Annotated in this window: 14 protein-coding genes; 1 reads left to right on the top strand and 13 read right to left on the bottom strand. The window is 33.7% G+C overall.

The features are described 5' to 3' along the window. Positions 1-2 precede the first annotated feature (2 nt). From B4L98_RS11000 to B4L98_RS10940, 13 genes are all read right to left on the bottom strand, one after another. Complete coding sequence (locus tag B4L98_RS11000) at positions 3-788, bottom strand: enoyl-CoA hydratase-related protein (protein WP_180906689.1); 786 nt, start codon at positions 786-788, stop codon at positions 3-5. A 6-nt stretch (positions 789-794) separates the two neighbouring features. Beyond that, positions 795-1,283: a 1,2-phenylacetyl-CoA epoxidase subunit PaaD gene (gene paaD / locus B4L98_RS10995; protein ID WP_286496256.1), complete on the bottom strand. Its 489-nt coding sequence runs from the start codon at positions 1,281-1,283 to the stop codon at positions 795-797. Further along, complete coding sequence (gene paaC / locus B4L98_RS10990) at positions 1,277-2,053, bottom strand: 1,2-phenylacetyl-CoA epoxidase subunit PaaC (protein ID WP_286496255.1); 777 nt, start codon at positions 2,051-2,053, stop codon at positions 1,277-1,279. Before paaC ends, paaD begins: the two co-directional genes overlap by 7 nt. A 3-nt stretch (positions 2,054-2,056) precedes the next feature. Further along, on the bottom strand, positions 2,057-2,344 hold the full coding sequence (gene paaB / locus B4L98_RS10985; RefSeq protein WP_038335709.1) for a 1,2-phenylacetyl-CoA epoxidase subunit PaaB: 288 nt from the start codon (positions 2,342-2,344) through the stop codon (positions 2,057-2,059). 4 nt (positions 2,345-2,348) lie between these two features. Further along, entirely contained in the window at positions 2,349-3,314 is a 966-nt protein-coding gene (paaA, locus tag B4L98_RS10980) for a 1,2-phenylacetyl-CoA epoxidase subunit PaaA (protein ID WP_286496254.1), read from the bottom strand. 22 nt (positions 3,315-3,336) lie between these two features. Then, positions 3,337-4,419, bottom strand: a complete 1,083-nt coding sequence (gene paaE / locus B4L98_RS10975) for a 1,2-phenylacetyl-CoA epoxidase subunit PaaE (protein ID WP_286496253.1) — start codon at positions 4,417-4,419, stop codon at positions 3,337-3,339. A gap of 1 nt (position 4,420) precedes the next feature. Beyond that, complete coding sequence (locus B4L98_RS10970) at positions 4,421-4,993, bottom strand: TetR/AcrR family transcriptional regulator (protein WP_038335706.1); 573 nt, start codon at positions 4,991-4,993, stop codon at positions 4,421-4,423. 4 nt (positions 4,994-4,997) lie between these two features. After that, a complete protein-coding gene (locus tag B4L98_RS10965) occupies positions 4,998-6,335 on the bottom strand; it encodes a phenylacetate--CoA ligase family protein (RefSeq protein WP_221855025.1) in 1,338 nt (445 codons plus the stop codon). A gap of 116 nt (positions 6,336-6,451) precedes the next feature. After that, on the bottom strand, positions 6,452-8,506 hold the full coding sequence (locus B4L98_RS10960; protein ID WP_291078218.1) for an alpha-ketoacid dehydrogenase subunit alpha/beta: 2,055 nt from the start codon (positions 8,504-8,506) through the stop codon (positions 6,452-6,454). A 5-nt stretch (positions 8,507-8,511) separates the two neighbouring features. Continuing rightward, complete coding sequence (locus B4L98_RS10955; RefSeq protein ID WP_291078217.1) at positions 8,512-9,771, bottom strand: dihydrolipoamide acetyltransferase family protein; 1,260 nt, start codon at positions 9,769-9,771, stop codon at positions 8,512-8,514. A gap of 128 nt (positions 9,772-9,899) precedes the next feature. Then, positions 9,900-10,688, bottom strand: coding sequence for a phosphatase PAP2 family protein (locus tag B4L98_RS10950; RefSeq protein ID WP_291078216.1), 789 nt, complete (start codon positions 10,686-10,688; stop codon positions 9,900-9,902). Positions 10,689-10,831: 143 nt separating this feature from the next. Further along, a complete protein-coding gene (gene hppD, locus B4L98_RS10945; RefSeq protein WP_125350265.1) occupies positions 10,832-11,962 on the bottom strand; it encodes a 4-hydroxyphenylpyruvate dioxygenase in 1,131 nt (376 codons plus the stop codon). Between the two features lie 207 nt (positions 11,963-12,169). Next, positions 12,170-13,327 (bottom strand): homogentisate 1,2-dioxygenase, encoded by a 1,158-nt coding sequence (locus B4L98_RS10940; RefSeq protein ID WP_291078214.1) that lies wholly within the window; start codon positions 13,325-13,327, stop codon positions 12,170-12,172. Positions 13,328-14,656: 1,329 nt separating this feature from the next. Here B4L98_RS10940 and B4L98_RS10935 point away from each other — a divergent pair. Beyond that, on the top strand, positions 14,657-14,800 hold the full coding sequence (locus tag B4L98_RS10935) for a hypothetical protein (protein WP_185144204.1): 144 nt from the start codon (positions 14,657-14,659) through the stop codon (positions 14,798-14,800). The last annotated feature ends 330 nt before the right edge of the window (positions 14,801-15,130 follow it).

The following is a 15,130-nucleotide window of genomic DNA, read 5'->3' as shown; positions in this document are numbered from 1 at the left end:
TCTTACTCGCCTTTAAAAACTGGATTTCTTTTCTCGATAAATGCGTCTACACCTTCTTGATAATCCGATGTATTCCCTGATTTAGCTTGAAATAATCCTTCTTGAATTAATTGTTCTTCGATTGAATTATTAAATGTTTGATTCAATAATTTCTTTGTATAAGCCAAACCTTTTGTTGGAAGATTGGCTAATTTATCTGCAATCTTTGCAACTTCAGTATCGAAAATATCATCAGCAAAAAACTCATAAATCATTCCGATTTCTTTAGCTTGAGCCGCCGAAACTTTATCCGCCAGCATCATTAAAGCAGTTGCTTTTTGAAGTCCAATTAAACGAGGTAAGAAATAAGTTCCTCCACAATCTGGAATTAAACCAATTTTAGAAAAAGCTTGAATAAAATTTGTCGATTCTTTCGCGACAACAATGTCACAAGCCAAAGCTAAATTTGCTCCTGCACCGGCAGCAACACCGTTTACAGCAGCAACAACTGGTTTGTCCATGTTTCTAATTTTAAGAACCAATGGATTGTAATTTTCTTGAACGATTTTATTGAAGTCGATTTCTTTTTCTTCTAAAACTTCGCCTAAATCTTGACCAGCGCAGAATGCTTTCCCCGTTCCAGTTAAAACCACTGCACGAACAGAAACATCTTGAGCTGCAACATCCAAGTGATGTTGAAGAGATTTAATCATTTCCTGATTAAAACTGTTAAAAACAGAAGGACGATTCAACGTAATCGTAGCAATTCCTCCCTCTTGTGTGTATAGGATTGATGTTGAATTTTCCATAATTTTTTAGTGATGACATTTGAAATAATCAAATGGTTCGTGGCAACTATTGCATTGATACATAGCTTTGCAGGCCGTAGAACCAAATTGACTGATAAGTCTGGTATCTGTAGAGCCACATTGTGGACATTCTACATTTTGTTCGTCTGAAAAGAGCTCATCGCTCGAAGGATTTTTAGTTGGAGGCGCAATTCCATAAGCCTTCATTTTTTGCTTTCCTTCTTCTGTCATCCAATCAGTTGACCACGAAGGGCTCAACTGATTAATGACATTGATATTTTTGAATCCTTTTTCGATTAATTTTAAACGAACAGAAATTGAAATTGCACTCATAGCAGGACATCCAGAATAGGTTGGCGTAATTGTAACGTTGACACTTTCTTGGTCAATTAATTCAATTTTACGCACAACACCAAGATCGATTACACTAATTACAGGAATTTCTGGATCAGCGACTTCCTCCATGTAGTGCCAAATTTCTTTTTCGGTTACCATTGCGAATCTGGATAAGTTCTTTGTAAATATTGTAAATCTGTTAAGATAAATCCTAAATGCTCTGTATGAAGACCTTCTTTACCTCCTTTTTGTACAAACGCATTTTCTACATCAGCTTCGATTGTCGCTTCGTCTAAAATTGCTTTTACATTTGCTAACCAAGTTGCTTGAAATTCTTCTGGGCTTGAAATTAATCCTTCTTCAACTAAAGCTTTTTGGTAAGGTGCTAATAAAAATGCTTCTTTTACATAAGGTAAAATATTGTTTACAGCTTCCTGAATTTTATCGTGAGATTCTTGTGTTCCATCTCCTAAACGAATCATCCATTCTGATGACCATTTTAAGTGATATTTTACCTCTTTCAATGATTTTTCAGCGATGGCTTGTAATTTAAGATCTTTTACTTTCAAAAATTGCTCTAACAATAACGCATGGTAAGAATCGTAAAAGAATTGACGTGCAACTGTGTCTCCGAAATGTCCGTTTGGTAATTCAACCAACAATAAGTTTTTATATTCACGCTCTTCACGTAACATTGCTAACGTATCTTCAGTTGCTCCATTTCCGATCATTTCAGCCGCATAGTTATAATAATTAGAAGTTTGACCTAATAAATCCAACGCCATATTAGACATTGCAATGTCTTGTTCTAAAATTGGACCATGACCACACCATTCACATAAACGTTGTGCCAAAATTAGATTTGTATCCGCTAAATGCAAGATAAAATCGATGTAATTTTGATTGTTTTGATAAACTGTACTTGTCATAAATTACATGTTTTTAATTTCTTCTGGTACATCATAAAAAGTTGGATGACGGTAAACTTTGTCTTCTGCAGGATCAAAAAATTGTTCTGCTTCATCAGGATTAGAAGCATGGATATTAGCAGATTCTACCACCCAAATACTTACACCTTCTAAACGACGCGTATAAACATCACGTGCATTTTCTAGTGCCATTGTAGCATCAGCAGCATGTAAGCTCCCAACGTGTTTGTGGTCTAACCCTTGTTTACTTCTAATGAATACTTCCCATAAAGGCCAATCTCTATTTTCCATCTTTTTATGCGTTTTTGCGTTGTTCTTTTTCTAATTCTCTTTGTTTTCTTTTTTCGTGGTAAGCTATTGCAGCTTCACGAACCCAAGCTCCTTCGTTGTGAGCATTACGGCGAGCATCCAAACGTTGTTTGTTACATTTACCGTTTCCTTTCACAACATTCCAGAATTCTTCCCAATCAATTTCTCCGAATTCGTAGTGACCTGTTTCTTCATTGAATTTTAGATCTGGATCTGGAATAGTTAATCCTAAATATTCGGCTTGAGGAATAGAAATATCCACGAAACGTTGACGTAATTCGTCATTCGAGAAACGTTTGATTCTCCATTTCATTGATAATTCTGAGTTTGATGATTCTTCATCTTTTGGTCCAAACATCATTAATGTAGGCCACCACCAACGATTCATTGCATCTTGCAACATCGCTTTTTGTTCTGGTGTTCCTTTTGATAATACCACTAATGCTTCGTAACCTTGTCTTTGGTGGAAAGATTCTTCTTTACAAACACGTACCATTGCGCGAGCATAAGGTCCGTAAGAAGTTCTACATAATGGAACTTGATTCAGAATCGCAGCTCCATCTACCAACCAACCAATCATTCCGATATCTGCCCAAGTAAGGGTTGGATAATTGAAGATTGATGAATATTTAGCTTTACCTGAATGTAAATCATTTAATGTTTGAATACGGGAAACACCTAATGTTTCAGCAGCACAATATAAGTATAATCCGTGACCAGCTTCGTCTTGAACTTTCGCTAATAAGATTTTCTTTCTATTTAATGAAGGCGCTCTTGTAATCCAGTTTGCTTCTGGTAACATCCCAACAATTTCTGAGTGAGCATGTTGAGAGATTTGTCTGATTAATGTTTTACGGTATGCGTCTGGCATCCAGTCTTTTGGTTCGATACGAACTTCATTTTCAATCTTATTATCGAAGATTTCTTGAAAATCAATTTCTTTTGCACTCATTTCTAAACGTTTTTAAAGTTGATTATTTGGCATCAAAATCTACCACGACTTCTGCAGAACGAGGGTGCGCTTGACACGCTAATACAAATCCTCTTTCTAATTCATCTGGCTCAAGTGAGTAGTTGATGTCCATTTCTACCTCACCCTTCTCTACTTTACACTTACAAGTTGCGCAAACACCACCTTTACAAGCATAAGGTAAATCAGCTCCGTTTTGTAAAGCCGCATCTAAGATTGTATCGCCATTGTAACCCAAATCAATCTGTAAAGCTGTTGCATCTAATTTGATGGTTACTTTACTCATTGTATCGTCTGATTGTTTTACAGCTTTTTGACGCTCTACCTTTTTCGCTTCTGCAGATGCACTATAGAATAATTCGAAATGCAAATGTTTTGCATCAACTCCTGCTTCTACAAAAGCGTCACGACCGCTTAAAATCATTTCTTCTGGACCACAAAGGAAAACTTCGCTTACTTCTTTTGGATCGATCATATTTTGCAAGAAATATTCAATTTTTGCTTTATCAATACGACCACTCAAAATCTCAGCATCAGCCGTTTCACGACTCAAGATATTGTAAACGCTAATGCGTTCCATGTATCTATTTTTTAATGCTTCGATTTCTTCTTTAAAAATAATCGAACCTTTGTTTCTGTTTCCATATAACAGTACAAATTGACTGTTAGGTTCTGTTTGTAGAACTGTTTTGATGATAGAAAGTACTGGTGTAATTCCAGATCCCGCCACAATTCCTACATATAATTTTTTGTTGTCTTCGTGTACTTCTGTAAAGAAATTTCCTTGTGGAGTCATTACATCAAGAACATCGCCAACTTTGATTGTATCGTTAACAAATGTCGAGAAAATTCCATCCTCAATTTTCTTTACAGCAACTCTTAATTCATTATCCAAAGGACTTGAACAAATTGAGTAAGAACGTCTAATTTCTTCGTTATTGTGAAAATTCTTAAACGTTAAATATTGACCATGTTTGAATTTGAATTCTTGGTTTAATTCTTCTGGCACTTCAAATGTAACGGATACACAATCTGGTGTTTCCTTTTTTACATTTTTAACGCGTAATTGGTGAAAATTTATAGCCATATTATTTTTGAAATCCGTTAATTAATAGTGTCATTAAGTCATTTTCTAATTGCTCTGGTGAGATATCTCGTCCAGGTTTGTACCACAATTCTATCCAACGTAATGATGATAATAAAGTAAATAAAGCAACCGAAACATTCAAGTCTTTAAATTCGCCTGCTGCAATTCCTGCTTTGATAAGATTAGCGATTCTTTTTTCGTATCCTTTTCGAATTGTTTTATACAAATCCTTTTTCGTATCCGAAAGATTTTTCCAATCATTATTTGCAACAGAAACTTCGTTTGGCTCATCAATAATCATTCTGACATGCAATTGAATTAAATCTCTCAATTTCTGAACATTTGATTCGTTTGTATCTTCGATCGAGCTAATGTGAGAAACATATTGATTAGCAACTTTAAAACAAATCTCTTCTAAAATTTCGTCTTTCGAACGAATGTGATTGTATAAACTTGCGGCTTCCATTCCAACCTTTTCAGCCAGTTCGCGCATTGATGTTGCCGAATAACCTTTTTGTTTAAAGATTAAGGCAGCTTCTTGAATAATCAGTTCTTTTTTACTTTGTTTAGGCATATATTTATAAATGTCTGTTATCGATGATTCGGTTTAATTTTCCTCCTTCACTTTTCGGAAGTTCATCAACTTGATACAATTTAACATTCATTCCTAATCCAATATTGTCTCTAATTTTTTTGTGAATATTAGAGATTAATTTGCAACATGCATGATTAGATTCGTCGTTCAAATTATCACAAGTGAAACCTTGGCTTGCAAAATAGTCAGGATTAATTTCAAATCCAACTTCTACAGCATCCATATTTTTAGGTTTTGTTAAAACTACTTGATAATTTGGCGATAATTCTGGAAATTCTGGAATAAAATCAGCGATTTGTGTGTGAAAGAAATTTACACCTCTAATAATCATCATATCATCTGCACGACCAATAATTGGTCCCATTTTGATATGCGTTCTTTTCTTAGAATATTCGTACGTAAGGGTTGTGATATCTCCCGTCCAATAACGCACCAATGGTAAAGCTTCTTTTGTTAACGTTGTAATCACTAAAACTCCAGGTTGTCCATAAGGCACAGGCTCACCTGTTTTCTCGTCTACAATCTCTGGAAAGAAGTGGTCTTCCCAAATGTAAGATCCTGTTCCTTGCTCTTCATAATCTTCATTAGATACACCAGGTCCGATAATTTCGCTCAATCCATAGATATTAGAAGCTTTGATGTTTAAACTTCCTTCTACTTCTTGGCGTAAGGCTTCTGACCAAGGTTCTGATCCCAAAATCGCAAACTTAAGATTTAAGCTTTCTAATGATTCGCCTCTTTTCTTGATTTCCTCAGCTACTGTTAATGCATACGATGGTGTTGCACAAATCGCATCAGCCTGAAAATCTTTCAACAACATGATTTGTTTTTCAGTATTTCCACCAGAAATAGGAACAACTGTCATTCCTAACTTTTCTGCTCCATAATGTAATCCCAAACCTCCTGTAAACAAACCATAACCATAGGCATTTTGTAATGTCATTCCTGGTTCGCATCCAGAAGCTGCTAAAGAACGCGCTACTACTTCTGAAAATAATTCGATGTCATTTTTGGTATAACCTACAACAGTTGGTTTTCCTGTTGTGCCGCTTGAACAATGTAAACGGATTACGTTGCTCTTTGGTTCTGCAAATAATCCGAACGGATAGTTCTCTCTTAAATGTGTTTTTTTGGTGAAAGGTAATTTGTGTAGATCTTCAACACCTTTGATGTCTTCTGGTTTTATTCCAGCCGCATCAAATGCTTCTTTGTAAAAAGGTACATTGTTGTACACTTTTTGTAACATGTTTTGAAGTCTTTCGTTTTGAAGAACGCGCAATTTTTCAATTGGCATTTGTTCTATCTCGGGATTAAATATCATAATTTTTGCAGATTTTGATTTTTGATAATAACAAATTTAATCAAAAAAACTAAAAAAACTAACGTTTGTTAGTTTTTTTAGTGTAAAAAATACAATTCTTATTAATTATTGCCTTTTTAATAAGATAAAACACTATTAATCAATGTTTTTAATTTTTCAGCATTGGGTAACATCTCTGTTTCTAAAGTCGAATTTAATGGAATTGCTGGCATATCTTGCGCTCCTAACACACGAATTGGTGCATCTAAGTACTCAAAACACTCTTCATTAATTAAGCCTGAAATGCTCTGTGCAAAAGAGTTTTGCTTCGCTTCTTCTGTCAAAACAATACAACGATTGTGTTTTTTTACACTATTAAAGATTGTTTCTTCATCTAACGGAACTAAAGTTCTTAAATCGATAATTTCGACTTGATTAGGAAAACCCTTTGCCGCTTGTTTTGCCCAATACACTCCCATTCCGTATGTAATAATCGAAACAGAATTATGATTTTGAGAAGATTCAGCCGTTAAAACTTCACGTGCTTTACCAAAAGGCAATACATAATGTTCGTCTGGCTCAACAGTCGCGGCATCTTCTGTTCCTTTTATCTTACTCCAGTATAAACCTTTGTGTTCTAGCATTACAACAGGATTTGGATCGTAATAAGCAGCTTTCATCAAACCTTTCAAATCCGCTCCAGTAGATGGATACGCAATTTTAATTCCTTTGATATTCGTCAAAACACTTTCTACTGAACTTGAGTGATAAGGTCCTCCGCTTCCATACGCACCAATTGGCACACGTAAAATCATAGAAACTGGCCATTTGCCATTTGATAAGTAATTAGAACGCGCTACTTCTGTAAATAATTGATTCAATCCTGGCCAAATATAATCTGCAAATTGAACCTCAACAATTGGTTTTAAGCCAACTGCAGACATTCCAACTGTAGATCCGATTATAAATGCTTCTTGAATTGGTGTATTAAATACACGATTTTTACCATATTGTTTTGCTAAAGTTGCCGCTTCACGAAAAACTCCACCCAAACGCAACCCTACATCTTGTCCATATAATATAGCTTCTGGATGTTCTGCCATCAATTCACGAATCGCAAATAATGCAGAATCTACCATTACTGTTTTATCTTTTCCTTCTGGAGAACGATTTCCTTTTTCTTCGTTAATCGGTGTTGATGCAAAAACATGCGTATATAAATCTTCAGAACGTGGATCTTCTGCTTTTAATGCTTCTTGATATTCTGCCTGAACTTGTTCTTTTATCTTATTCTCAATTTCGATTAAATCATTTTCATCGAAACCTTCATTTAATAATGTATCCTTTAATTTTTCGTAAGGATCACGAGATTGTGCTTCCTCTAAATCATCTCTGTACCATTCTTTGCGAACGCCAGATGTATGATGATTCAATAAAGGAACTTTTGCATGAACCAAAATCGGACGACGTTCTGTACGAATAATTTCAATTGCACGTTGAATCGTTTCAAAAGAAGCCAAGAAATCCGTTCCATCAACCACAAAAACCTCTAAACCTTTGAAACCTTTCGCATAATGGGCGATATCCTGCGCACGAATTTCATCTGCCGATGCAGAAATATCCCATTCGTTATCTTGAACCAAATATAAAATTGGCAATTGTTTCAGTGCTGCCATTTGGAAAGCTTCTGCCACTTCGCCTTCTGTACAAGACGCATCTCCTAATGAACAAACCGCAATTGGTTTTACATCTTCGTCACAAAGACCTTCTAATTCTTTGTACTGCATTCCCATCGCAATTCCCGTTGTTGGAATCGCTTGCATTCCCGTTGCACTACTCTGATGTGGAATTTTCGGCATATTATCACGACGCAAACTTGGATGAGAATAATAGGTTCTTCCTCCAGAAAAAATATCGTCGCGTTTTGCTAATAATTGCAGCATCAATTCATAAGGCGTAATTCCGATTGATAGTAACATTGCATCGTCACGGTAATAAGCGCTTAAATAATCTTGTGGTAATAATTGTAATCCTGTTGCAATTTGAATTGCTTCGTGTCCACGCGCTGTTGCGTGTACATATTTGCTTGTTACAGCTTTATTTTCTTCGTATAATTCGGTTAAAGATTTTGCAGTAACCAATAATTCGTATGCTTGTTTAAGTAATGTTCTTGTTGATAATGTGGTTTCCATTCTGATTAAATTTGCGTGTTAACATCCCAATTCTCCATGTAATCTGAAATTCGTTTCAAGAAAACACCTCCCAAAGATCCGTCTATCACACGATGATCAAACGAAAGTGACAAATACATAAATTGTCTTGCTACGATAATATCTCCAAATTCAGTTTCTAAAACCGCAGGTTTTTTCTTGATCACACCAGTCGCTAAAATTGCCACTTCAGGTTGATTGATAATTGGCGTTCCCATCAAATTACCAAAAGTCCCCACATTACTTATTGTGAACGTTCCTCCACGAACATCATCTGGCGAAAGTTTATTATTTCTTGCTTTATCTACAATTGAATTTACACCTTTTGCTAAACCTTCTAAATTTAATTCATTGGCTTGATGAATAACAGGAACAATCAAATTATTGTTTGGTAAAGCCGTTGCAATTCCAATATTTATCTCATTGTGTTTGATTATTTTAGTCTCAGTCTCATCAACTGATACATTAATCATAGGAAAGTCTTTAATTGCTCGTACAACACAATCTACAATTAACGGCGTAAACGTTAATTTCTGTTTGTATTTTGCTTCAAAAGGAGCTTTATTTTCTTCGCGCCATTTCACAAAATTCGTTACATCAGGTTCAACATAAGCCGTCACATGAGGCGAAGTTTGTTTACTCTTTTTCATGTGTTTCGAAATCACTTGACGCATTTTATCCATCTCAATGATTTCATCTTTCGCTCCAAAAGAAGAACTTGAAACTATATTATTTTGACTTAAAGTATTACTTGAATTATTAGTTGTAAATGATTTATTTTGAATATAATTCATTACATCATTTTTCGAAATTCTTCCATCACGTCCAGAACCTTTTATTTGTGAAATATCAGTTGATTGAAGATTTTCTTTTTGAATAATACTTTTTACCAAAGGTGATAAAAATTGATTTGTATCGATTGAATTTATAGTTTGTGAAATTGTAACAGTTTCAATCTTTTTTTCTTCAACATTTTCAGTTTTTTGAGCTGATTGTTGTTGATTTTCTGAAAGCTCAATTAAAGCGAAAACTTCTCCAATTTTTATTTCATCTCCTTCATTAAATCTAAACTCAATAATCTTTCCAGCAGTTGTAGAAGACACATCAGAATCTACTTTATCCGTCGAAACTTCGGCAATTACCTCATCCTCTTGAATGAAATCGCCAACGTTTTTTGTAAAACGAACTAATTGTACAGACTCAACACTTTCTCCCAATTTTGGAATCGTTAGTTCTATATTCTTCATTTTATTTATTTGCAGTTTTGAGCGTTGAAGATAATGATTTTTTATAAAACTAATGAATGTTAGTTGAAATATTCATTGAAATTTTGCTTTTTTAGTGTAGCTATTACATTATCCAAAACTCAATTCTATTAAAACCTCATCACCAAACCAACTCCCGCTTGATTATTTTGATACACAGGAAAAACCATTGTTGCTATTTTTGACTCTTTATTCTTTGCAGAAAACCAATTGTTAATCGTAGGAAATAACCAATACGCCAATTCCGTCGATAAAATTCCTATTCCCGCTCCAGCAACAACATCTCCAACCCAATGGCGATTGTTGATAACACGATAAACACCTGTAAAAGCTGCCAAAGGATATCCAGCCAAACTCAACCAAAAATTAGAATCTTGATATTCTCGAAACATAAATTGAGCCGTAGAAAACGCATTCGCCGTATGTCCAGAAGGAAAAGAAAGATTGTTTGTACCATCGGGTCTTTCTTCTTGCACAGCGTGCTTTAACCCCATTACCAAACCTGTATTGATGATTTGAGAAGTTGCAAAAATTATTGTACGATCTCGTAAATTATGTTTCCCTTGAACGCCAGCCAAATTCAATCCAAAAACCGCTACTGCAGGTAAATATTGTGTATAATTATCAAATTTATTTCCTTTTGTTTTATCTTCTAAAATTTCGTTTTGAGTAGATTTATTCAAATTATCCAATGCTGGAATTGCCAAACTCAGACTTCCATATGTAATTAAAGTCGCAGGAATAATCAACTTTTTGGCGTTGAAATGATAAACTTTATCTTCTGGATTAAATATTTGCTTTGGAATAGAATCAAGTTGAATAGAATCGGTTTTAGTTTGCTGAATTGTATCTTGTGCATTCCCTTTTATAGAAAATATTGAAAGTAATACACAATTCATGACTATCGTTTTTGTTTTAATTTGGTTCATTTTCACATTCATTTTATTGAACAAATGTATTTGAAACCTCCTTACACAAAACTTAATATTTGATTAAGAAAAAAGCCATTAGAAATAATCCAATGGCTTTTAAAAATATCTATTTATAAATTTCCTCGACGTTCTTGCTCTCTTTCTAAGGCTTCGAACAATGCCTTGAAATTCCCTGCTCCAAACGATTGTGCTCCATGACGCTCGATAATTTCGTAGAATAATGTTGGACGATCTTCGACTGGTTTCGTAAAAATTTGTAACAAATAACCTTCTTCATCACAATCAACCAAAATTCCTAAATCTTGTAACTTCTTGATATCCTCATCAATTTCACCAACGCGCTCTGGAATCATATCGTAATAAGCCTCTGGTGGCGCTGATAAAAACTCAACTCCACGAGATTTAAGTTCTGTCACAGTTTTTACAATATCCTTAGTTGCAACTGCAATATGCTGCACTCCTTCTCCTTCGTAAAAATCTAAATATTCTTCTACTTGAGATTTCTTTTGACCTTCTGCAGGCTCATTAATAGGGAACTTTGAATAACCATTTCCGTTACTCATCACTTTCGACATTAATGCTGAATATTCTGTATTGATTTGTTTATCATCAAACGATAAAATATTTACAAATCCCATGACATCTTGGTACCAAGCAACCGCTTCGTTCATACGATTCCAACCCACATTACCAACGCAATGATCCACATACAATAAACCACAATCTGTTGGTTGATATGTTGATTCAGACTTCACATAGCCTGGCATAAAAGGACCTTCATAATTTTTACGCTCAATAAACATATGAATCGTTTCACCATATGTATAAATTCCAGACATTTTTACTTCACCAAACTCATCTGTAATCGTAGTTGGCTCCATATAAGGCTTTCCTCCACGTTTCGTTGTTTGCTCAAAAGCATCATACGCATCATCCACCCAAAGTGCTAAAATTTTAACTCCATCACCATGTTTCATTGCATGTTGACAAATTGGAGAATCAGATTTTAAGCCAGATGTTAAAACTAAACGAATTTTCCCTTGTTGTAAAACATAAGAAGCTCTATCTCTCACTCCAGTTTCTGGGCCAGCATATGCAACTTCTTGAAATCCGAAAGCTGTTTTGTAATAATGTGCAGATTGTTTTGCATTACCAACATAAAACTCGATATAATCTGTTCCATTGATTGGAAGAAAATCTTGTGCTAATGCTATTTTTTCTGCAAATGTTTGTGTACTCATTTTTATTGTGTTTTTATTTTTATGTATTATCTAAAAAGTATTAAATTTTTACAGTTATTGATAACTTTGGGGGAGATTCCTCCTAACGTCGGAATGACATCATGTCAAGCTGAATTTATTTCAGCTTCTCTTCAAATTAACTTATGATATATTGAAACAAGTTCACGATGACAAATCGCGCAACTCATAACTCATAGCTCATAACTTTTAATAAAGCCAAGATTTATAATAATCTGGATCTTCAATTTCTAACGCTTGTTCAGTTAACATCAATGGTCTGAAAGGATCAATCATTACGGCTAATTCATGTGTTTCTTTCGCTCCAATCGATTTTTCAATTGTACCAGGATGTGGACCATGCGGAATTCCTGCTGGATGTAATGTAATTTGTCCTTTCTCAACCGATTTTCTCGACATAAAATCTCCATCCACATAATATAAAATCTCATCAGAATCTACATTACTATGGTTATAAGGAGCTGGAATCGCATTTGGATGATAATCGAAAAGACGTGGAACAAAACTACAAATCACAAAACCTGCTCCTTCGAAAGTCTGATGAACAGGTGGTGGCTGATGGATACGCCCTGTAATTGGCTCGAAATTATGAATAGAAAAAGCCCATGGATAATGATAACCATCCCAACCTACAAAATCGAAAGGATGAGTTCCATAAACGTAAGGATAAATTAATCCTTCTTTTTTGATCATAATCTTGAAATCTCCGTGTTCATCATTTGTTTCAAGATTTTGAGGACGTTTAATATCACGCTCGCAAAAAGGAGAATGTTCCATTAATTGTCCAAAATGATTGCGATAACGACGAGGTGTTTCAACTGGGCTAAATGATTCTGTAATAAACAATCGGTTATTAGAATCATTAAAATGAAGTTGATAAATAATTCCACGTGGAATCACTAAATAATCTCCATATTCAAATTCAATTTGTCCATAACCAGTTTTTAAAACTCCAGAACCTTCGTGTATAAAAATTACTTCATCCGCCATCGAATTTTTGAAGAAATAATCAGTCATCGATTCTTGTGGCGCAGCCAATGAAATATGCAAATCATTGTTAACCAAAACTGGTACACGAGATTCTAAATAATCTTTGGTAGGTTTTACTTTAAAACCTTTTAAAGAGGTATGTTTTAAATGTTTTGCGCGGACAATTTTTGGCTCTACCGAATAAGGTTCGCTAATCGCTTTTACCAAAGTTGGTGGATAACAGTGGTAAACATTGGAATACGTACTCGAAAATCCATGCGTAGAAACTAATTCTTCTGCATATAATTCTCCATTTGGTTTTCGGAATACCGTATGTCGCTTTTGTGGGAATTCTCCCAAATGATGATAAAGTGGCATATCGTATTTTGTTTGTTATTTTGATGAAAAGGTAGATAGATGACGAAATTCGTCAACAAATAATCTGCAATATTCTAGTGTGAATATTGAGCAAATACAATTTTGGAAAGTAAAGCAGAAGTTTGCTTATTCATTCCAACAAATAAAGGTTTAATATTTTCTTTAATTGTTTGCATTTCTTTTCTGTGGCTATCTCAAAGATAGAAACATTTTTTGATTGTACAAAATACCTTACTAAAAAATGCTTTACAACAATTATTTTCAATATCTTTAAAAAACTACATATAACCCGTAGTGCATTATTGAACTAGATTAATTTTGAGATTATTTTATGTTTCTATTGAAAAGAAATTTATTGAGATGCTGAATGGTTGTTAAAACCTTTATTCTAACTAAAATTCGCTGTTATAAGAAAACGTATTACATCAAGCTTAGAATGTAGCAAAAATCTATGCTTCTATTGTGGTGAGAAAAGATTATATATTCATTTTGGCCTGATCCAAAACATTTGAAATCAAGAATTTGAAATTAAAAGGAGAAGCTTTATAAGCTTCGGAATATTACTTTTTGCTTGATCAAAAAGTAATCNNAAAAATGTCATATGATTTGGAGACGAGTGTCAAAAAGTTGAAAGTCATGATTAAGATGTTTTACTGTTTGCGGAGCAAATGATTTAAAACATTCAATGACTGAAACCAATTTTGACCGTTGAAAATCAAAGCCAAGAGTTTTTTGATTACTTTTTTGCTCATAAAAAAGTGATAGAAAGATTATTCTCGTTTTTCAAAACTATATTTCATTCATTTTTTATTCATGAGTTATTATGATTTTCATAATGACTATTTTATTTAATAAGTAAAATAATTACATCAAAATTTATATAAATCCATATTTTGAAAATCAAACTGAAATACACTATAGCTATCTAGTAAAAAAATAAAGGTTTTACACAAAAGACAAAAATAATCCCAAAACAACAGTATCAGAAAACAACTGCTCTTTCATATAAAAATCTATTTATTTTTTTTACTTTACCCCTATTTTGTTCAAAATTCATTCGACCATTATTCGACAAAACACCCAATTTTTCCGAACCTTTATCGAAGCACACTCGAACAAACACTATTTCTAATCTTATCATTTTTGCTTCAAACCCTCTCTAATAAAGGAAAGTTATGTTTTTCATCTTTTTTCTACTCTCCTTCATACTGGACAAAAATGGACAATAGCGGTTATTAATGGCATATACTAGCTATCGCATCTTAAAACCTCAAAACCAATATATTACCCCACTAACTCACTGTTAAATAATATAAAAAAATTAAGATTATGGCCGAAATAAAAATAGGAATACTTAGCGGATTCTCAGGAAAAGTAGGAACAGTGATTGGTGTCAACTGGCGTGAAAAGTATATTATCCGAATTCTACCAAAAGCACTTAAAAAGGAGCTTAATCTAACAGATAAACTTTAGAGATATTTTTTTATAACGTTAATTATTTTTCCAACTTTTGCTTAATAAGGGGCTATAATATATAAAATTGCTACTTATTACTATTTTTAATATAGACTATTTTTGATCATAATTCTTCTTACTTTAATCGTTGAACAATTACTCTATCAATTGTTTTATTATCATTATAAGAAGGATTAATATCTGATGTAGCTTTAGAATTTTCTATATTTATTACAACTTTAGAAGAAAGTACTTGAAATTTTGCAATAAGAAAAAGTAATCATTTTTTATAGTTTTTTTTTCTATGACATAAAATATTACTTTTCTACCCGTAGTGCATTTAGGTAA

The organism is Empedobacter sp. UBA5528 (genome assembly GCF_002426075.1).
GTDB classification, from domain to species: Bacteria; Bacteroidota; Bacteroidia; order Flavobacteriales; family Weeksellaceae; genus Empedobacter; species Empedobacter falsenii_B.
Note: the sequence above shows the minus strand (reverse complement) of the source record. Positions and strands in the feature narration are given on the sequence as shown.